This window comes from Streptomyces hirsutus (assembly GCF_001418415.1).
Classification (GTDB): domain Bacteria; phylum Actinomycetota; class Actinomycetes; order Streptomycetales; family Streptomycetaceae; genus Streptomyces; species Streptomyces hirsutus.
The window spans coordinates 1-19379 of the sequence record NZ_LIQT01000453.1 but is presented as its reverse complement, the minus strand read 5'-3'; the positions used below and the strand labels follow the sequence as shown (position 1 = coordinate 19379).

General features: G+C 71.3%; 19 protein-coding genes. 8 read left to right on the top strand and 11 right to left on the bottom strand.

Going from position 1 to position 19379, the window contains the following annotated elements; all coding sequences use genetic code 11:
• Window positions 1–857: TetR/AcrR family transcriptional regulator (locus tag AOK11_RS30365; RefSeq protein ID WP_079035179.1), on the bottom strand; the 857-nt coding region annotated here is incomplete at its 3' end.
• A gap of 87 nt (window positions 858–944) precedes the next feature.
• Here AOK11_RS30365 and AOK11_RS30360 point away from each other — a divergent pair.
• The 3 genes from AOK11_RS30360 to AOK11_RS30350 all read left to right on the top strand — a co-directional run bounded on the left by AOK11_RS30360 (window position 945) and on the right by AOK11_RS30350 (window position 4637).
• Window positions 945–2030: an ATP-binding cassette domain-containing protein gene (locus AOK11_RS30360; protein WP_055596903.1), complete on the top strand. Its 1086-nt coding sequence runs from the start codon at window positions 945–947 to the stop codon at window positions 2028–2030.
• A complete protein-coding gene (locus tag AOK11_RS30355; protein ID WP_055596902.1) occupies window positions 2027–2887 on the top strand; it encodes an ABC transporter permease in 861 nt (286 codons plus the stop codon). Before AOK11_RS30360 ends, AOK11_RS30355 begins: the two co-directional genes overlap by 4 nt.
• A 178-nt stretch (window positions 2888–3065) precedes the next feature.
• Entirely contained in the window at window positions 3066–4637 is a 1572-nt protein-coding gene (locus AOK11_RS30350) for a cellulase family glycosylhydrolase (RefSeq protein WP_055596901.1), read from the top strand.
• Between the two features lie 494 nt (window positions 4638–5131).
• Here AOK11_RS30350 and AOK11_RS30345 read toward each other — a convergent pair whose 3' ends face one another.
• The gene (locus tag AOK11_RS30345) at window positions 5132–5905 is read right to left on the bottom strand and encodes a DUF3800 domain-containing protein (protein ID WP_055596900.1); all 774 of its coding nucleotides are present in this window, start codon (window positions 5903–5905) and stop codon (window positions 5132–5134) included.
• A 102-nt stretch (window positions 5906–6007) separates the two neighbouring features.
• Here AOK11_RS30345 and AOK11_RS30340 point away from each other — a divergent pair, with 102 nt between their 5' ends.
• Window positions 6008–6316 (top strand): Scr1 family TA system antitoxin-like transcriptional regulator, encoded by a 309-nt coding sequence (locus AOK11_RS30340; RefSeq protein ID WP_338058957.1) that lies wholly within the window; start codon window positions 6008–6010, stop codon window positions 6314–6316.
• Between the two features lie 222 nt (window positions 6317–6538).
• Here the strand turns inward: AOK11_RS30340 and AOK11_RS46490 are convergent, their stop codons facing one another.
• Complete coding sequence (locus tag AOK11_RS46490) at window positions 6539–7000, bottom strand: ATP-binding protein (protein ID WP_338058956.1); 462 nt, start codon at window positions 6998–7000, stop codon at window positions 6539–6541.
• Between the two features lie 138 nt (window positions 7001–7138).
• Between AOK11_RS46490 and AOK11_RS30330 the strand changes: the two genes are divergently transcribed.
• From AOK11_RS30330 to AOK11_RS30320, 3 genes are all read left to right on the top strand, one after another.
• Window positions 7139–7993 (top strand): helix-turn-helix domain-containing protein, encoded by an 855-nt coding sequence (locus AOK11_RS30330; RefSeq protein WP_055596906.1) that lies wholly within the window; start codon window positions 7139–7141, stop codon window positions 7991–7993.
• 11 nt (window positions 7994–8004) lie between these two features.
• Entirely contained in the window at window positions 8005–8187 is a 183-nt protein-coding gene (locus tag AOK11_RS30325; protein WP_055596898.1) for a DUF397 domain-containing protein, read from the top strand.
• An 83-nt stretch (window positions 8188–8270) separates the two neighbouring features.
• Entirely contained in the window at window positions 8271–8450 is a 180-nt protein-coding gene (locus AOK11_RS30320; protein ID WP_055596897.1) for a DUF397 domain-containing protein, read from the top strand.
• 69 nt (window positions 8451–8519) lie between these two features.
• Here the strand turns inward: AOK11_RS30320 and serC are convergent, their stop codons facing one another.
• From serC to AOK11_RS30285, 7 genes are all read right to left on the bottom strand, one after another.
• On the bottom strand, window positions 8520–9638 hold the full coding sequence (gene serC, locus AOK11_RS30315; RefSeq protein WP_055596896.1) for a phosphoserine transaminase: 1119 nt from the start codon (window positions 9636–9638) through the stop codon (window positions 8520–8522).
• A 141-nt stretch (window positions 9639–9779) separates the two neighbouring features.
• Window positions 9780–11036 (bottom strand): cytochrome P450 family protein, encoded by a 1257-nt coding sequence (locus tag AOK11_RS30310; RefSeq protein ID WP_055596895.1) that lies wholly within the window; start codon window positions 11034–11036, stop codon window positions 9780–9782.
• Window positions 11033–12268, bottom strand: a complete 1236-nt coding sequence (locus tag AOK11_RS30305; RefSeq protein ID WP_055596894.1) for a cytochrome P450 — start codon at window positions 12266–12268, stop codon at window positions 11033–11035. The genes AOK11_RS30310 and AOK11_RS30305 overlap by 4 nt, the downstream gene beginning before the upstream one ends.
• Window positions 12265–12882 (bottom strand): GTP-binding protein, encoded by a 618-nt coding sequence (locus AOK11_RS30300; protein ID WP_240497547.1) that lies wholly within the window; start codon window positions 12880–12882, stop codon window positions 12265–12267. The genes AOK11_RS30305 and AOK11_RS30300 overlap by 4 nt, the downstream gene beginning before the upstream one ends.
• The gene (locus AOK11_RS30295; RefSeq protein WP_055573656.1) at window positions 12863–13210 is read right to left on the bottom strand and encodes a DUF742 domain-containing protein; all 348 of its coding nucleotides are present in this window, start codon (window positions 13208–13210) and stop codon (window positions 12863–12865) included. Before AOK11_RS30295 ends, AOK11_RS30300 begins: the two co-directional genes overlap by 20 nt.
• Window positions 13207–13614, bottom strand: coding sequence for a roadblock/LC7 domain-containing protein (locus AOK11_RS30290; protein WP_055596893.1), 408 nt, complete (start codon window positions 13612–13614; stop codon window positions 13207–13209). The genes AOK11_RS30295 and AOK11_RS30290 overlap by 4 nt, the downstream gene beginning before the upstream one ends.
• Window positions 13611–15917 carry an ATP-binding protein gene (locus AOK11_RS30285; RefSeq protein WP_055596892.1) on the bottom strand — a complete coding sequence of 769 codons (2307 nt, stop codon included), beginning with the start codon at window positions 15915–15917 and terminating at the stop codon, window positions 13611–13613. The genes AOK11_RS30290 and AOK11_RS30285 overlap by 4 nt, the downstream gene beginning before the upstream one ends.
• Window positions 15918–16202: 285 nt before the next feature.
• Here AOK11_RS30285 and AOK11_RS30280 point away from each other — a divergent pair, with 285 nt between their 5' ends.
• Window positions 16203–19124 carry an FAD-binding and (Fe-S)-binding domain-containing protein gene (locus AOK11_RS30280; RefSeq protein ID WP_107098714.1) on the top strand — a complete coding sequence of 974 codons (2922 nt, stop codon included), beginning with the start codon at window positions 16203–16205 and terminating at the stop codon, window positions 19122–19124.
• Between the two features lie 30 nt (window positions 19125–19154).
• Here the strand turns inward: AOK11_RS30280 and AOK11_RS30275 are convergent.
• Window positions 19155–19379, bottom strand: a 225-nt coding sequence (locus AOK11_RS30275; protein ID WP_055596891.1) for a hypothetical protein, incomplete at its 5' end; no start/stop codon positions are given.

Below are 19379 nucleotides of genomic sequence, written 5' to 3'. Positions count from 1 at the left end.
GCTGAGCGGTCCGGCCCGGCTGAGCGGTCCGGCCCGGCTGCGGGGACGGACGGCGGAGTGGATGCCGGAGCGGACGACGGGGTGGCTTTCGCGGCGCGGGCGGTCACGAACAGCTCCAGGCCGTCCAGGATGCGTTGCAGTCCGAACTCGAAGTGGTCGAAGTCGAAGCTGAAGGTGTCCTCGGCGAGGGAGGCCAGGACGGGGTAGCGCCCGCTGAGGATGGCCTTCTCCAGGGCCGGCTGCTGGGCCTCCCAGAACTCCGCGTCCGTCAGCCCGGAGGTGCGCTCGGCCTCCTGCTGGTACAGCTGGGTGCGGGCCGCGCCGACGACGTACCCCTCGATCGCGGTGATCGCCGACAGCAGTTCGGGGTCGGACAGGCCCATCGGCCTGATCCGGGACATCACCTTCTCCAGGCCGTCGAGTGCGCTGGGACCGAGGAGCGGGCGGGTCTGGTTGACCTCCAGCAGCCAGGGGTGGCGACGGTACAGGGCGAGCGTGGAGCGGCCCAGGACCTCCAGGGCCGAGCGCCAGTGGCCGTCGCCGAAGTCGGCGGGGTCCTCGGAGGCGCGCTGGACGCGGTCCAGCATCAGGTCGAGCAGCTCGGCCTTCCCGGGAACGTAGCGGTACAGGGACATCGTGCCCGTGCCGAGTTCCGTGGCGATCCGGCGCATCGAGAGCGCGCCGAGCCCTTCCCGGTCCGCGAGCTCGACGGCGGCCTCCACGACGCGCTCCAGCGTCAGGCCCGGTTTCGGCCCGCGGCTCGGCCGCCGGCCCGTGCCCCACAGCAGGTCGAGGGTGCGGGTGATGTCACCGCTCCCGCTCGTCTCCCTGCCGCCGGTCTGCCCACCGCTTGTCATGGGCTCAGTCTAGATCCGCGCGGAAAAACTGGGTACGCCGTACGCGCAATCGGGTACGGTGTACCCAGTTACCTGGAAGGGGGACCCATGGGCGACGGCCATGACAAGGGCGACGGGCCCGACAGCGGCTACGGCGGGGACGGCGGGGACGGCGACTACGCGGTGCGGGCCGAGGGGCTGGACAAGCGGTACGGGGAGAAGCGCGCCCTCGACGGCTTCGACCTCGCCGTCCGTACGGGCACCGTGCACGGCCTGCTGGGGCCGAACGGCGCCGGGAAGACCACCGCCGTGCGCATCCTGTCGACGCTGGTCCGGCTGGACGGGGGACGAGCCACGGTGGCCGGTCTCGACGTCGGACGGCAGGCGCGCGAGGTGCGGGCGAGGATCGGGCTCACGGGGCAGTACGCGGCCGTGGACGAGGTGCTCACGGGACGGCAGAACCTCGAGATGTTCGGGCGGCTGTTCCACCTGGGCGGGAAGCGGGCCCGGTCGCGGGCCACCGAACTGCTGGAGCGGTTCGACCTGAGCGACGCCGCCGACAAGGGTGTCGGCGACTACAGCGGAGGCATGCGGCGGCGCCTGGACCTCGCCGCCTCCATGATCCTCGCGCCGGCCGTGCTCTTCCTGGACGAACCGACGACGGGGCTCGATCCCCGTAGCCGCAACGAAGTCTGGGACTCCGTACGGGCCTTGGTCGCGGACGGCACGACCGTGCTGCTGACCACGCAGTACCTGGAGGAGGCCGACAAGCTGGCCTCCCGCATCACCGTCATCGACCAGGGCCGGGCCATCGCGGACGACACCCCGGACGGGCTGAAGAACCTCGTCGGCGGCGACCGCATCGAGGTCGTCGTCGCCGAACGGGCCGACGTCCCGCGGGTGGTGAAGGTGGTCGCCCGGGTCACGGACGGCGAACCGGAGTCGGACGAGAGCGAGTTGCGCGTGCACGCCCCGGTGACGGACCGGGTGGCCGCGCTGACCGAGGTGGCGCGCACCCTCCAGGACGAGGGGGTACGGGTCGAGGACATCGGGCTGCGCAGACCCAGCCTCGACGACGTGTTCCTGCGCCTCACCGGCCACCGCACCACGTCGGCCGACGAGGCCGCCGACGCCGTTTCCGACAAGAGGACTTCAGGCAAGAGGGCTTCGGACAAGAAGGAGGCCGCCGTATGAGCGCCGTCGACCTGGCCGACGAACCGGGCGCCGGCCCTCCCGCCGGTCCGGGCACCGAGCCGGCCGTGCACAGTCGCGCCTACTGGGCGCTCGCCGACTGCTGGAACATCGTCCGCCGCGGCCTGACCCACTACCGGCGCCAACCCGTCAACATCGCCTGGCAGTTGGGCTTCCCGATCCTGTCGGTGCTGCTCTACGGCTACGTCTTCGGCAGCGCGATGACGGTGCCGGGCGGCGGCGACTACAAGGACTTCCTGATGCCCGGGATGTTCGTGATGACGATGGCGTTCGGCTTCATCAACACCGCGACCATCGTGGTGTACGACGCCACCAAGGGCGTGATCGACCGGTTCCGCTCGATGCCGATGGCGCCGTCCGCGGTGGTGGCCGGGCGCGGAGTGACCGATCTGGTCGTCGCCTGCGCCGAGTTGGGGATCCTCGTACTCACCGCGCTGGCCATGGGCTGGCGGCCGGACGGCGGCTGGAACTTCCTCGCGGCGTTCGGCCTGCTGCTGTGGCTGCGGTTCGCGCTCATCTGGCTCGGGGTCTGGCTCGGACTCCTGGTGCCCAACCCGGAGGCGGCGGGCGGGCTGTTCGCGGTCGCCTTCCCGCTGACGATGATCTCCAGCATCTTCGTGGCCCCGCAGCTCATGCCCGACTGGCTGGGCTGGATCGCCGCCTGGAACCCGATCTCGTCCACGGCCGCGGCCACCCGCGAGCTGTTCGGTACGCCGGTAGGCGGCGGCGACTCCTGGGTCGAGCAGCACGCGCTGCTGATGGCGGGGGTGTGGCCGCTCGTCCTGACGGCGGTCTTCCTGCCGCTCGCGGTACGGAGGTTCCAGCGGCTGAGCAGGTGAGCCGCTGACGCGGCGAGGCCCGGGGGAGGCGGGGCCCGGGGAGGAGGCGGACGGCGTCCGGGTGTGAATGCCGTCCGCCTCCTTGACGTGTTCATGTGACATGGCTTGCATGGAGGGCGCGGGGTGGTGGGAGCGCTCCCACTCGTTCCGGGCCCGCCCTCCGAGAGGAAGCAGCGACATGTTCCGCAGCTTGCGAAGAGCGCTGTGCGTGACCGTGGCGGCGTTCCTGTTACCGCTGGCGGGTGTGCAGCCGGCCGGTGCGGCGGAGCCGGGCGACAGCACGGCCCGTGCGGCGGCCGGTACCGCGACGACCCGTGCGGCGGCGGCCGGCGAAGGCTACTGGCACACCAGCGGCCGGCGGATCCTGGACGCGTCCGGGCAGCCCGTGCGGATCGCCGGCATCAACTGGTTCGGCTTCGAGACCGACGTCCGGGTGGTCCACGGCCTGTGGGCCCGCGACTACAAGGGCATGCTCGACCAGATCAAGTCCCTGGGCTACAACACCGTCCGCGTCCCCTACAGCGACGACATCCTCAAGCCGGGCGCCCTGCCCGGCAGCATCAACCACGACGGCATCAACACCGACCTGCGGGGCCTGACGTCGCTCCAGGTGCTGGACCGGATCGTGGCGCACGCGGGGCGGGCGGGTCTGAAGGTCGTGCTCGACCGGCACCGTCCCGACGCGGCCGCGCAGTCCGCGCTCTGGTACACCGACGCGGTGCCCGAGTCGACGTGGATCACCAACCTCAAGGCGCTCGCCACCCGTTACCGCGGTGACTCGACCGTCATCGGCATCGACCTGCACAACGAGCCCCGCGATCCCGCCTGCTGGGGCTGCGGCGACACGGCGCGGGACTGGCGGCTGGCCGCCGAGCGGGCCGGCAACGCGGTGCTGTCCGTCAACCCCGAGCTGCTGGTCTTCGTCGAGGGCGTGCAGTCGCACAACGGGGTCAACGGCTGGTGGGGCGGCAATCTGATGGGCGTCGCCGAGCACCCGGTCCGCCTGGACGTGCCGGGCCGGCTCGTCTACTCCGCGCACGACTACGCCACCAGCGTGGCCCAGCAGTCCTGGTTCAACGACCCGTCCTTCCCCGCCAACATGCCGGGCATCTGGGACAAGTACTGGGGCTACGTCTTCAAGCAGAACATCGCCCCGGTCTGGCTCGGCGAGTTCGGCACGACCCTCCAGTCGGGCGTGGACCAGCGGTGGCTGTCCGCACTGGTCTCGTACCTGCGGTCCACGTCGCAGCACGGGGCCGACCGCTTCCACTGGACCTTCTGGTCCTGGAACCCCAACTCCGGTGACACCGGCGGCATCCTGAAGGACGACTGGACGACCGTGGACACGGTGAAGGACGGGTACCTCGCGGACATCAAGGCCCCGGGGTTCGCGGCGGGGGACCCCGGCGACCCCGGTGATCCGGGTGACCCGGGCGATCCCGGCGACACGGCCGAGTGCGCCGCCGCCTACACCGTCAGCAGTGACTGGGGCGGCGGCTTCAACGTCGACGTGAAGGTCACCAACACCGGGACCGTGCCGCTGACGTCCTGGAAGGTGACGTGGACCTGGAGCGGGGCCCAGCGCGTCACCAGCATGTGGAACGCCTCGTACACCCAGTCCGGGGCGACTGTCACCGCCGTCAACGCCGGGCACAACGGAGCGCTCGCGGCGGGCGCTTCGACGAGCCTCGGCTTCGGGGGCGCGCCCGGGGGCGGGAGCGTGCCGAGCGTGAGCTGTACGGCGACGTGAGCGACGTCTGATCAGGGGCCCGGCACAGTGGCCCGTACACAGTGTCGGGCCCCTGATGGTGCAGGCCACACGACTTATCCCAGGAGGCATGGGAGTTCCAGGTGGGTGGATTCAGGCAAGCCGGAGAATGCGCTCGGTCACTCTCCCGCAATTGCTTGGAGTTCGTGGATATTCCCTCGGCGGGTCCGTCAGGCTGTGAGCGCGCCTCTTCGAACGCCCTGGGCTGCCACCAAGGGGGGCATGGTCCGCTCGTGGCCGACCCGCTGCTTGTATGGGCAGCTACTACTGCGACCTGCGGATTTCCGGCTCTACTGGGAAAGTGGCCCTCATGAATGGGGGCCACTTTCGGCCGAGTGCCCGCGCGGTGGCTGGATGGCTTGCTGTCTGGCTTGGATGGTGCGATAGTCGATGGGCAAGGTCCTATGTGTTCTCTGGGGAGCACTCAAAGGATCTTGCTCTCGTAGGCCCCCGGCATGCCGGGGGTTTCTGCGTTTCTAGGCGCCGTCCGTGTCGAGCCAGACGATGCCATCGGTGCCGTGGCCAGGGAGCCAGTGCTGTGACAGTCGACGGTAGGACTTCGACATGGCCCCCACTGGATTCATCTTGGGCCACACCTCGGGATGGGCAAGCCCCAGGTGATGGAAGGCGGCATAGCCGACCATGTCGGCAGCCTGGATGAACTGGCTGTACCGACTGTCCTGCATGATGGGGTCTTCGAGGATCCTGCGAGTAGTGAGTGGCAGCCGGCGATGTGCCGCTCGGTAGGGACTTGCGTTACGTACCGCCTGATCCCAAAGCTTCTGAGCGTCCTCCTGCGCCATGCTGGAGCTGTCCTCGGGTCCGGCCTGGCCGTCGTACATGATGAGCACGCGGGTGTCCTGCTCAAGGGCCCATAGCTCCAGGTGGTCGACGAAGCCCTGGTACACCTCGGCTATCTGAGCAGTACGGCCCGCGACAGTCAGCACACGAAGGCTGGCGCACCGGGCCAGCTGCCTCATCATGAGGTCGTGCGCAGCAAGGCGTGCCGGGCGGCCGAAGCGCTGATTCTGTTCGTCAGTCGCACAGGGCCGGCCTCGCCCTTTGACCAGGCTGTTGGCATGCAACTCGGTGTTCTTCGAGATGCCCCATGTCTCCTCCAGCCCTCGTCGGCCTTCCAGCCAGCGGTGCAGGAGGTCGTTCCAGCCTTCTTCGGGCACGAGGAGCCCGGTCAGAGTGCGGCCCTGGTCCGCCCCTGAGTCATCGGCGTAACAAAAATGCGCCTTCGGAATATATGGCCTCAGGAGGCTTCAGGTGACCCTCCCTGTAACTCTCACCTGCGCATCTCGCCGAACCTCATGAACATGTGCTCCCCTCCCAAGCCATGCCTTGCTGTGGGACCGTATCTGCCCCCCGAGGTATTGGCGGCCCAACTCGACCGTCTGCTCGGTGTGGTGGACATGGACACCGTGCACAGGGGAATCGTGCCGCTCGATGCCGACCTGCCGCTGACCTTGGGCAACTCCTTCTGTGCGTTGGACGACCGTCTCGTCGTCGAGGACTGGCACGCCGAGTTGTGGCTCGACGACGCAGAAACGATCGCCCTCTACCGCCGCGTCTGGGACACCTTCGCGGAGTCGGCCGTCTTCCGCGCCGAGGCCCCGCAGGTGATCGCCCGCGTGCGCGGGGGCATCAAGGTCTGAGGACGTACGGCCGTACCACGTCGTCGTCGGTCCGCCAGGAGGGCGACCAGGAGCGGCGAGGTGTCTGCCGGCATGCCTCCTCCAGGAACGGCAGGTAACGTCCCGCCGCCCGACACCGTTTGTTCCAGCGTCTCCAGCGTCTCCAGCGGGCGTCGTGCGGGTTCGGCAGCCTCCACACGTAGGGATCCGGTGCCCGGACCTCCTGTGCGGGTGCCCGGTCGTTCACCGGGGTCCCGCGGGGGCGCCGGCGGGCGAGCGCGTCAAGAAGTCGCCGGAGCATGAGCCCTCGCTGTCTCCGTGAGCGTGAAGCGGGCCCACACGCACTTCGTGTACGGCCCCTGCCGGCATCCCCACGCGTCGGCCAGCGCCGCCACGAGAGCCAGCCCGCGTCCGGCCTTCCTCGCCGAGGGCCGGGCGGTGCGACCGGGGGAGCCTGTCCCGGTCGGGGTCGGTGACCTCGAGGACCAATTCGGTTCCGTCCAGGGTGAGGGTGACACGGACCTGCGCGCAGGAGACACGGCAGTGGAGCACGGCGTTCGTGACCAGCTCGCTCGCCAGCAGGACGACGGTGTCCGTGAGTTCCTCGGCGACGTCCCGGTCTGTGAGGGTTTCGCGTAAACGCCGCCGAGCCACTGACACGTGTCGCCTGTGCTTGGGGATGCGGAAGGTTTCGGTTGAGGTCATGGAGCGAAGCTAGGGATGGATTTGGGATCTGTGCAATGGAAATTGAGGAATGTATGCGCACGTATCACTCAATCATGTGATGTGGAGCTGGTGTTGGGCCGTGATGTGACATGGTTTCCGCCGGAGAGGGGAGACCCCATGCCCACAGGTGGTCGGCCGACGGTGCGCAGCAGGCGACTGGGTACGGCACTCAGGCAGTACCGGCAGGTCGCGAAGCTGGATCAGCCGCAGGCCGCCGAGATCATCGCATCGAGTCAGGCCAGGATCAGCCGTGTTGAGAGCGGGCATGCCACGCCCCGCGTCATCGAGGTACGGCTCCTGCTGGACGCGTACGGCGTCACGGATGCGGAAGTGCGCGCCAAACTGGAGGACTTGGCCAAGCACTCCAAGAACCGGGGCTGGTGGCTGGAGCACTCCGCGCATCTCCGCTCGGACTACATCGACCACATCGCGCTGGAAGACGATGCGATCCACATCCGGCAATGGCAACCGGCCCTGGTTCCAGGACTGTTGCAGACCCCGGCCTACGCGGAAGAGGTCATCGCAGGCGGTCCCAACCAGCTTGACCCTGAGCAGGTCGACCGGTTGGTGGGGGTGCGGAGGCGGCGGCAGGAGAAGATCGCGGAGGGCAGGGCCCGGTACACCGCTGTCATCTGGGAAGCGGTCGTCATGTACCCCCTGGTGGGTGCGGACGTTTATAGAAAGCAGTTGTCGGCGCTCCTTGAAGCCGGAGAACGCGAGAACATCACCGTGCAGGTTCTGCCGTTCAGTGCTGGAACACTGGCGGCTGCCGCCTCGGCTTTCTCCGCCTTCAGCTTCGATGCGGATTCGGCGATCGAGGCGGTGACCATGGACGACCTGATGAGTACGTCTGTTATCGAGTCTCCGGACGACCTGGCTGTTTACGCGAGTTCGTACGAACTCCTACGATCGACGGCACTGGCACCGGACGCGAGCGCGAAGCTCGTCCGAGACGTGCTGCAGAGCATCTAGGGGAGCCGATCGTGAGCGAAATAGTGGGCCTCTTCCGGAAGTCGTCGTACTCCAGTCAGCAGGGCGAATGCGTGGAGATCGCCGACACGGCCGACCACGGCCGGGCCGTCCGCGACAGCAAGCAGCGTGAAGGCGGCCCCCTCCTCACCGTCTCCCGTGAGAGCTGGGCCGTGTTTCTGCGGCAGTTCGGGTGAACGAGGGGCGCCCGGCGGAATCCGCCGGACGCGAGCGTGAAGCTCGTCCGGGACATACTGCGGAGCTTGAAGGAAGACGCATCGTGACCGAGCTTGAAAGCCCCTTCAGGAAGTCCTCGTACTCCCAGGCGGAGAGCAACTGCGTCGAGGTGGCCGACACCGCCGGGGGCGGCCGGGCCGTCCGTGACAGCAAGCAGTGCAACGGCCCTCTGCTCACCGTTCCCCGCGACGGCTGGCAGGCGTTCCTACGTCAGTTCGCGTAGGCACCGCACGCACGAAAGTGCGCCCGGCGGAACTCCGCCGGGCGCCCCTCGTTGTCGTGCGGGGAGCGGCTACAGCTGCCCGATGACGTAGTCGACGCACTTCGTCAGGGCCTCGACGTCCGCCGGGTCGATCGCCGGGAACATCGCGACCCGGAGCTGGTTGCGGCCGAGCTTGCGGTAGGGCTCGGTGTCCACGATGCCGTTGGCGCGCAGCACCTTGGCGATGGCGGCGGCGTCGATCTCGTCCGTGAAGTCGATGGTGCCGATGACCTGGGAGCGCTTCGCCGGGTCGGTGACGAACGGGGTCGCGAACTTCGACTCCTCGGCCCAGCCGTAGAGGCGGGTCGACGAGTCCTTGGTGCGGCCGGTGGCGAAGTCCAGACCGCCCTGGCCGTTGATCCACTTCAGCTGCTCGTTCAGCAGGAACAGGGTGGCCAGCGCCGGGGTGTTGTACGTCTGGTTCTTGCGGGAGTTGTCGATCGCCGTGGGAAGGCTGAAGAACTCCGGGACGTGGCGGCCGGACGCGTGGACGCGCTCGGCGCGCTCGATCGCGGCCGGGGAGAAGACCCCGATCCACAGGCCGCCGTCGGAGGCGAAGGACTTCTGCGGGGCGAAGTAGTAGACGTCCGTCTCGGCGATGTCGACGGGCAGGCCGCCGGCGCCGCTCGTCGCGTCCACGAGGACCAGGGAGCCCTCGTCGGCGCCGGGCACCCGCTTGATGGGCATGGCGACGCCGGTGGAGGTCTCGTTGTGCGTGAAGGCGTAGACGTCCACCCCGGCCTCGGCGGTCGCCTCGGGGTGCGTGCCCGGGTCGGCCGCGACGACGGTCGGGTCGGCGAGCCACGGGGCGAGCTTGGCCGCCTTGGCGAACTTGGAGCTGAACTCGCCGAAGGTGAGGTGCTGCGACTTGTTCTCGATCAGGCCGTGGGTCGCGATGTCCCAGAACGCGGTGGAGCCACCGTTGCCGAGGACGACCTCGTAGCCCTCGGGGAGCTGGAACAGCTCACGGATGCCCTCGCGCACTTCGCCGACCAGGTTCTTCACCGGGGCCTGGCGGTGGGAGGTGCCCAGCAGGGACGTGCCGGTCGCGGCCAGCGCGTCCAGCGCTTCCGTCCGCACCTTGGAGGGGCCCGCGCCGAAACGACCGTCGGCGGGCTTGATGTCAGCAGGAATCCGGATCTCAGCCACAACCCAGGAGCCTAGCGGCTCGGGGAAACCCGGGCGCAACATCGTCCGTCGGCTGAGACGGGTGTCGCACCTCTGCGGGCGCGTGCGGGGATGCGGGCGGGCGGACGGTCTACCGCCCACCCGCCCGCACCCCGAATCCGGTCAGCCGCCGAGCTTCACCGGCAGCTCGTACAGGTCGTTCTGCGTGACCACCGGCTTGTTGCGCAGCTCCTCCGCCGGGACCGCCAGGTCCAGCTTCGGGAAGCGCGCGTACAGGGCCGGCAGGGCCACGCCCGCCTCCAGGCGGGACAGGGCCGCGCCGGGGCACACGTGCGGGCCGTGGCCGAAGGAGATGTGCCGGTTGGCGCTCTCGCGGGTGATGTCGAAGACGCCGGCGCTCGGGCCGTGAGCCTGTTCGTCCCGGCCGATCGCGGCGTACGACACGATCAGTGCCTCCCCGGCCGGCAGGACGCTGTCGCCGACCGGTACGTCCTCGGTGGCGAACCGGATCAGCACGTGGGAGGTGGGTGTGGAGTGCCGCAGCGTCTCCTCGACCACCGCCGACCAGTCCACCTCGCCGGACAGCACCAGCGCGCGCTGCTCGGGGTGGAGGGAGAGGCCGACCACCGCGTTGACGATGAGCGAGATCGTCGTCTCGTGACCGGCCGCCACCATCAGCTGGAGCGTGGCGACGATCTCCTCGTCCGTGAGACGGTCGCCGTTCTCCGACGCCTGGATGAGCGCGGAGGTCAGGTCGTCGCCCGGGTTCTCGCGCTTGTGCGCGACCGTCTCGGCCATGATCCCGGCCAGCTCGGTCAGCGTCGCGATGACCTCCTCGGGCGGGGTCTGCGTCGAGAAGAACTTCTCGAAGAGTTCCTTCAGGCGCGGCAGCCGTTCCTCCGCCAGCCCCATCAGGTCGGCGATCACGTACATCGGCAGGGGGTAGGCGAACAGGGCCTTCAGGTCGACCGTCTCGCCCTGCGCCTCGGCCACCCGGTCCAGCAGGCCCTCGGTCAGCTCCGTGATCCGCTCACGCATCCGCTCCACCCGGCGCACGGTGAGCGCCTGCGCGACCAGGGTGCGCAGCCGGCGGTGGTCGGCGCCGTCCACGGTGAGCATGGAGCGGGGCGGGTTGGCCAGCCCGATCAGCGGCCAGTCGGGGGCGATCTCGCCGCGCTGCCAGGCGCCCCAGACGTTGATGTCCTTCACCACGCGGGGGTCGGTGAGCAGCTTCTTGGCCTCGGCGTGGTGCGTGACCGCCCACACCGGCACGTCGCCCGGCAGGACCACGCGTGCGAGCGGGCCCGCGGCGCGCAGCGCCGCGCTCTCCGCGTCGAGGTCGGAGACGAACGGGTCCAGAGGGATGGGGTTCCCCTCGGTGCCGGGCGTGGGCATCTGGGTGTCCGTGCCAGCCGTCATGTGTGGGAGCCTCCAAGGGCCGGAGTGGGTGTGAAGGTGACCGGAAGTTCGGACATTCCGCGCAGCCACGGCGACGGGCGGCGGGACAGGGACGCGGCCGGCACCGCCAGGTCGATGTCCGGCAGGCGGTCCAGGACGACCTCGATGCCGGTCCGCGCGATCACCTCGGAGATCTCCTGGGCCGGGAACGGGCAGCGGTGCTCCCCGTGGCCGAAGGAGAAGTGCGCGCTGTTGCCGCCGGTCAGGGCCGAGCCGTCGGTCCGTACCTGCGGATCGGAGTTGGCGCCCTGGAGGCCGAGGAGCAGCATGTCGCCGACGCGGATGCGGCGCCCGCCCAGCTGGGTGTCGCGGGAGGCCCAGCGGCCGGCCACGTTCTGGGTGGGAGTGTCCTCCCACAGCACCTCGTTCATCGCCTCGGCGACGCTGTTGCGGCCGCCGAACAGGGAAGCGGCGAACCGCGTGTCCGTCAGCATCAGGTGCAGGGAGTTGCCGATCCAGTCGGCGGTCGGCTGGTGTCCGGCCGCCATCATCACCATCAGGTCCTGGACGATCTCCTCGTCGGTGAACCCGGAGGTGTCGGCGAGCATCCGCGACGCCACGTCGTCGGCGGGTTCCTTCCTGCGCGCGGCGACCAGTTCGGTCATCGACGTGAACAGGTGGGTCTGGCCGGCCAGCGCCCGCTCCCGCCCGTCGATCATGTCGTTGAGGGCGGTGACCAGCGCCGGCCCCTGCTCGTCGGAGAAGCCGTAGAGCCGGGTCAGGACGCGTACGGGCAGCAGCATCGCGAACTCGCCGATGATGTCGGCCGTGCCCCGGGGGCAGATGCCGTCGATCAGTTCGTCGGCGAACTTCTCGGCGTAGCCGCGCAGTTCGAACGGGTCCACCGCCTCCAGCGCGTTGACCAGCATCCCGGCCCGCTCGCGGTGCCGTTCGCCGACGGTGTAGAGGATCGACGGCTGCTTGCGGCCGATCATCGGCAGCAGCGGCCAGTCGTCGGGGATGTTCTCCCACTGGTTCCACAGGTCGGAGTCGCGGCTGAACAGCACCGGGTCCCCGGTGATCTGGTGCAGCTCGCGGTAGCCGAGCACCAGCCAGGCCGGTACGTCGCCGTCCAGGATCACCGGGACCACGCTGCCGTGGTCGCGCCGCATGTTCCGGTACACCCCTGCCGGGTCGTCCTGGAGCAGGGGGCCGCTGAAGTGGACGGGATGAGGAGCGGAAGCAGGGCTCACACCAGCTCCTGACGGGGGGCTCGGGCCTGGTCGGCGTAGAGGGTCTGGATGTGCTCCACCAGCGTGATCAGCACCAGCTTGCTGGACTCCCGGGAACGCGCGTCGCAGGTGACCAGCGGAACGTGCGGATCGAGGTCGAGGGCCTCGCGGATCTGTTCCGGCGTGAAGGGGGGGCCGCCGAAGTCGTTGCAGGCCACGATGAACGGCGTGCCGTGCTTCTCCAGCCGGTCGATGGCGTACCAGGAGTCGTCGATGCGCCGGGTGTCGATCAGGACGACCGCGCCCAGGGTGCCGGAGAACAGCCGGTCCCACAGGAACCAGAAGCGCTCCTGGCCGGGCGCCCCGAACAGGTACAGCACGTTGCGGCTGTCCAGGGTGATGCGGCCGAAGTCGAAGGCCACGGTCGTCGAGGTCTTGCCGTGCACCCCGCTGAGGTCGTCGACGGCCTCGCCGGCCTGGGTCATCGTCTCCTCGGTGTTGAGGGGACGTATCTCGCTCACCGAGCGGACCATCGTCGTCTTGCCGGCGCCGAAGCCGCCCACGACCACGATCTTGAGGCCGTTGTCGGCCGACGCGCCCAGTGGTGTACGCGTGTCAGAGGTTGCGGAGTCCAACGAGCACCTGCTCCAGGATGTCGGGGTCGGGTACGGCGGCCTTGCGCGGGTGCCGGGCGCTGACGCGGCCCGACGCCTGGAGGTCGGCGAGCAGGATGCGGGTGATGCTCACCGGCAGCTTCAGCTCGGCCGCGATCTCCACGACCGCCGTGGGTCGTTCGGTCAGCCGCAGGATCGCGGCGTGCTCGGACTGCATGCCGGGCACCGGATCGCATTCGGCGACGACCAGCGTGACCAGGTCGAAGGGGTTGTCGGGCCCGGACCGGCTGCGTCCGCCGGTGACGGTGTAGAGGCGGTCCGGGGAGTCGTCCCTGCCCGGCCTGCTCATGCGGAGCGCGGCGGAGCGGTCAGGTGCTCCCCGAGCTGCTCCACGAGCTCGCTCATGTTGTGCCCGATGAGCCCGGCGTCGGCGTCCTCGCTGGTGACCACGGCCAGGTGCGCGCCCTGGCCGGCCTCCACGATGAACAGCACGCCCCCGTAGAACTCGGTCATCGCCGAGCGGACGCCTCCGCTGCCGTCGCCGAACTCCACGGACGCGCCGTGCGACAGCGACTGGATGCCCGCGGCGATCGCGGCGAGCTGGTCGGCCTGGTCGGCGGAGAGTTCGGGGGTGCGGCACAGTTTCAGGCCGTCCCTGGACAGCACGAGCGCGTGCCGCGCGCCCGGGGTGCGCTCCAGCAGGCCCTCTATCAGCCAGGTGAGCTTCTCGTCGGCGGTGGTCGTGCCGGTCATGAGGTGGTGTCGCCTTCCGGTGTTGCGGGGGTGGAGGTGGAGGGGGAGGTGATGGCTTCGGCGTCCCCGTTCGGGGTGCCTGGGGCGCCTGCGGTGCTTGCGGCCGTGTCCGCGGCCGTAGCTGCGCTCGCGTCTGCGGCCGTGGCTGGTGCTGGGTCCGGCGTGGGGTCTGTCGTGAGGTCCGGGCCCGCGTCCGGTTCCGTGGCGGTGGCGCGTACGGCCTGGCGGAAGCTGCTGAAGCGGGCCGTGCGGGCCTTCGTCTCCTCGGCGGTGGGCGGGGCCTTGGGCGGGGCGTCGGCACGGCTCGTGCCGCGGGTGCGCTCGGCCTCGGCCAGGGTCCGGCCGCGGCGGCGGCGGGGGAGGTTCAGCGGGGGCGCGTCCGCGTCCCGGCCGGCGGAGTCGTGCGTGGGTACCGGGTCGGGGTCGAGCTCGCCGGCGCCGGCCCGGGACGCCGCGTACGAGTGGTTCGTGGTCCTAGCCGGGGGCGTCGTGCGGGAGGTGGTGCGGGCGGCCGGGTCCCGTGGTGCCGGGTCCGTGCCGGTCGGGGCGACGTGGCTCGTCCCCGGGGCCGTGCTGTCGGCCGGGTGGGCCGCCGGTGCGTCGTCCGGGCGGCTGCCGCGACGGCGGGGCAGGACCGGGCCCGACGGCCCGTCCGGTGCCGCCGCCGGGGTCGTTCCGGCGGTCTCCCCGGACGGCACGGCCGCCGCGGACCGGGCCGGAGCCGTCCTGGTGGGGGCGGTCCGTGCGGCCGGGAGGGACGAGGAGGGAGCCGGTGCGGCGGCGACGGCGGACGGGGTTCCGGGAGCGTCCGGCGGTACGAGGATGTCCTGCGGGATGAGCATGAGGACGCCGGTGCCGCCGCGGGCCGAGGGCCGGTAGGAGACCGTGAGTCCGTACCGCCGGGCCAGTCGGCCCACCACGGCGAGTCCGAGCCGGGTGCCGGTGAGGCCTCCGAGCCCGCTGGTCTCGCCGGAGACCGCCCGCTCGGCGCGCCGCAGTTGGGCCTCGCCCATGACGAGTCCGCTGTCCTCGACGGACACGATGACCCCGGCCGGCACCTCCTCGACGTAGACGTGCACCTCGGCGTTCGGCGGCGAGAAGTTCGCCGCGTTGTCGAGGAGTTCGGCGGCCGCGTGCATCACGCCCTCGGCGGCGTGCCCGGCGACGGCGACGTCGCTCGCGGAGTGGACGCGGACGCGCTGGTAGCCGCTGATCCGGCCCATGGCGCCGCGCAGGATCGACTCCATGCCGATCGGCCGGGCCCAACGACGTCCGGAACGGGCGCCGGTGAGGACGGCGACGGAGTCGGCGAGCCTGCCCGCCTGCGCGGTGCGGTGGTCGAGGTGCAGGAGATCCGCGAGGACCTCCTCGTCGTGGTGCTTGTCCTCCATCGCACGCAGGTCCGCGAGCATGCCGGTGGACAGGGCCTGCATGCGGCCGGCGACGTTGGCGGTCGCGGAAACCGCCGCGGCGCGGGCGCTGTTGGCCTCGCGCAGCCGGACGGCCAGCCGGGCGTTCTCGTCGATGTGCCGGTCCCGGTCCCGGGACAGCCGGTCCCGTTCCTCGCTCAGCCGGTCGCGCACCTGGCCGAGCCGGTCGCGCTCGGCGGTGTGCTCCTGGACCGACGCGGCGGTGCGGGCGGCGTGTTCCTCGTCGCGCCGGCGCAGTTGCCCGGCGTGCTCGTCGGCGAGCCGGGAGAGTGCGGTGGTGTGCTCGTCGGCGAGCCGGGCGAGCGAGGCCGTGTGGTCGTCCGTGAGGCGGGCGATCTCGGCGGCGTGCTGTTCGGTGAGCCGGGCGATCTCGGCGGTGTGGTCGTCGGTGAGCCGGGCCCGCTCGGCGGTGTGCTCCTGCGTCAACCGTTCGGTGGTGATGGCGTTTTGTTCGTTGAGGCGATCGCGTTCCGCCGCCAGGGACTGGGCGAGGTGGGTCCGCTCCTGGTCCAGCTCGGCCGACAGGCGGGCCCGTTCCCGGGTGAGTTCGCCGGTCAGCCGCTCGTGCTGGCGGCGGGCCTCCTCCGCCTGCCGGGTGCGTTCCTGGATCAGCCGGTCGATGTCCAGGCCGGCCCGCTCCAGCCGCCTGCGGAGCGCTCGCGCGGACAGGACGGCATGGGTGGCCCAGGTGACGGCCGCACACAGCAGCAGGGCCGCCACCGTTCCGGTCACCCCGACGGCGCCGCGTGCGGGTTCCGGCCCCAGCAGCACCGCGACGACGACCCCGACCGCGGAGAGCACCACGGTGATCAGAAGGGCGGTCAACAGGCTGCGGGGGGTGGGGCGGTCACCGGGGAGCAGGGGGGAGGTCATCAATCAGGTCCTCGGTCGGTCCTCGGTCGGGTCCGCCCGGGTGCCGTCGTCCGTGCGGCGCTCGGGCGATTCGATGGGGTCGTCGGACCCGGTTCCGGGGTCGCTTTTGAAGCGAGGTCCGACAACTGCGCGCAACTCGCGCTCACTATATGGGAGTTTGTGATCAGCTTGGGAAGAATCCGGTTCCGTTTTTCGGGAGGGGAGCCGGCGGGTGCCACGCGGGGCCGGGCCGGTGGACGGGCCCGGCCGGCGGCGCCCCGCAGCTCTCCGAGGCATCCTGAAAACATGACGGATCTGCGGGAACTGCGGGAACTGCGGGAAGGGCTGCGCGCGGCCGTGCGCGGCGAGGTGGACTTCGGCACCACCGCGCGGGCGCTGACGACCATGGACGCCTCCAACTACCGACGGGTGCCGCTCGGCGTGGTGGCTCCCCGGGACGCCGACGACGTGGCGGCGGCGCTGTCGGTCTGCCGGACGTACGGCGTCCCCGTGGTGCCGCGCGGCGGCGGCACGTCGATCGCGGGGCAGGCCACCGGAACCGGTGTGGTGCTCGACTTCACCCGGCACATGAACCGCCTGCTCTCCCTCGATCCCGAGGCCCGCACGGCCGTCGTGCAGCCCGGTCTCGTCCTCGACCGGCTCCAGGAGGCCGCCGCCCCGCACGGGCTGCGTTTCGGCCCCGACCCCTCCACCCACGGCCGCTGCACCCTCGGCGGCATGATCGGCAACAACTCCTGCGGCTCCCACTCCGTCGCCTGGGGCACGACGGCGGACAGCGTGCGGCGTCTGTCGGTCGTCACCCCGCGCGGCGAGCGGCTGCGGCCGGGGCAGGCGTGGGCCGGGGCCCCGGCGGGACTGCGGGAGCTGGCCGAGGGCGAACTCGCCCGCCTGCGCACCGGCTTCCCCGAGCTGCCCCGCCGTATCTCCGGATACGCCCTGGACGCGCTGCTGCCCGAGAAGGGCGCCGACGTCGCCCGCTCGTTCTGCGGCTCGGAGGGCACGCTGGGCGTGCTGACGGAGGCGGTCGTGGACCTCGTACGGGCGCCCCGCGCGCGTGCGCTCGCCGTGCTGGCGTACGCGGACGAGACCGGGGCCGCCGAGGCGGCGGCCGGACTGCTGGAGCACGGGCCGCTGACCGTGGAGGGCATGGCGGCCGACCTGGTGCCGGCCGCGGCGGACCTCCCGCGCGGGGGAGCCTGGCTGTTCGTGGAGACCGGCGGGGACACGGAGGGGGAGGCACGCGCGCGTGCGGAGACGATCGTCCGCGCGGCGGACGTCCTGGACGCCCTGGTGGTCACCGACCCCGCCCGGCAGCGGACGCTGTGGCGGATCCGGGAGGACGCGAGCGGCACGGCGACCCGGATGCCGGACGGGACCGAGGCCTGGCCCGGCTGGGAGGACTGCGCGGTACCGCCCGCCCGGCTCGGCGCGTACCTGCGGGACTTCCGCGGTCTGCTGGCCGACCACGGACTGCGCGGCTCCCCGTACGGGCACTTCGGCGACGGCTGCATCCACGTCCGGATCGACTTCGACCTGCTGACCGGTCCGGGTATCGCCCGCTTCCGCCGCTTCTCCGAGGAACTGGCCGACCTGGTCGTGGCCCACGGCGGATCGCTCTCCGGCGAACACGGCGACGGACAGGCGCGCGCCGAACTGCTGCCGCGCATGTACGGCCCGGACATGGTGGCCCTCTTCGAGCGCGTGAAGGGCGTCTGGGACCCGGACGACCTGCTCAACCCGGGGATGCTGGTGCGCCCCGCGCCCCTGGACGCGAACCTCCGCTTCTCCGTCCTGCCGAGCAAGCCGGTGGACGTGGCCTTCGGCTACCCGTCCGACGGCGGCGACTTCTCGGCGGCCGTCCGCCGCTGCGTGGGCGTCGCCAAGTGCCGTACGACGTCGGTGTCGGGGCCGGCGGTGATGTGCCCCTCCTTCCGGGCGACGGGCGAGGAGGAGCACTCCACGCGCGGGCGCGCCCGACTGCTGCACGAGATGCTCGCCGGCGAGCTGGTGACCGACGGCTGGCAATCCACGGAGGTACGGGACGCCCTGGACCTGTGCCTGTCCTGCAAGGGCTGCCGTTCGGACTGCCCGGTCGGGGTCGACATGGCCACCTACAAGGCGGAGTTCCTCCACCACCACTACGCCGGCCGCCGCCGCCCCGCCGCGCACTACGCGATGGGACGGCTGCCGGTGTGGCTGGGCTGGGTGGCGCGGACCAGGTCGGCGGGGGTGGTCAACGGCCTGGCCTCGGTGGGCCCGCTCGCCCGGGTGGCGAAACGGCTGGGCGGGATCGCGGAGGAGCGCGAGATCCCGCGCGTGGCCGGGGAGACGTTCACGCGGTGGTGGCGGGGGCGGAAGGCCGTCGTGTCCTCCGGTGCCGGTGCCGGGGCTGGTGACGGTGATGGCGACGGTACCGGTGACCTGGTGGTCCTGTGGCCGGACACCTTCACCGAGCACCTCTCGCCCTCCGTGGGGCAGGCGGCCGTACGGGTCCTGGAGGCGGCGGGCCTGCGGGTGGCCCTGCCGCCGACGCTGCGACCGGGCGGGCGCCCGGTGGGGGACGGCCGCTCACGTTCGGCCGCACGGCTGTTGACGGCCCGTCGGGGCAGGGTCTGCTGCGGCCTCACCTACCTCTCGACGGGCCAGCTCGACCACGCCCGCACGGTGCTGCGCCGCACCCTCGACCTCATGGAACCGGTACTGGCCACCGACGCCCCGGTCGTCGTCCTCGAACCGAGCTGCGCGGCGGCCCTGCGCACGGACGCGCCGGAGCTGCTGCACGACGACCCCCGCGCGGCACAACTCGCCGCGCGGGTCCGCACCTTCGCGGAGACCCTGGAGCAGTACGCGCCCCACTGGGCCCCGCCCGTCCTGGACCGCCCGGTCACCGGCCAGACCCACTGCCACCAGCACGCGGTCCTCGGCGACACGGCGGACCGCGGGCTGCGTGCCGCGGCCGGCCTCACCGGCGAACTGAGCGGCGGCTGCTGCGGACTGGCCGGCAACTTCGGCTTCGAGGAGGGCCACTACGAGGTGTCCGTGGCCTGTGCGGAGGACCAGCTCCTGCCGGCGGTGCGTCAGGCGCCGGACGGGGCGGTGGTCCTGGCCGACGGCTTCTCCTGCCGGACGCAGCTGGAGCAACTGGCGGGGGTACGGGGCAGGCACCTGGCGGAGGTGCTGGCGGAGGCCCTGGACGGAAAAGCGTGAGCAGATGCCGCCTATCTGCTCTCGACGCGCTCAGATGAGTTCCCGCAGCCTCCGTCCCCGGCGCTCCGCCACCCGCAGGGCATCGGCCAGCGCCTCGGTGAGGCACTCGGCAAGGTAGCGGAGTTCACCCTGCGGGGCGTCCGGGAGAAGGCCGCGGGCGTGGGCGAGCAGCTCCGTGCCCATGCCGAGCTGGACGGACTCGGTGGTGTCGGCCAGCCGGGACACCGGGCCGCCGCGGCCGTCGGTGATCAGGTA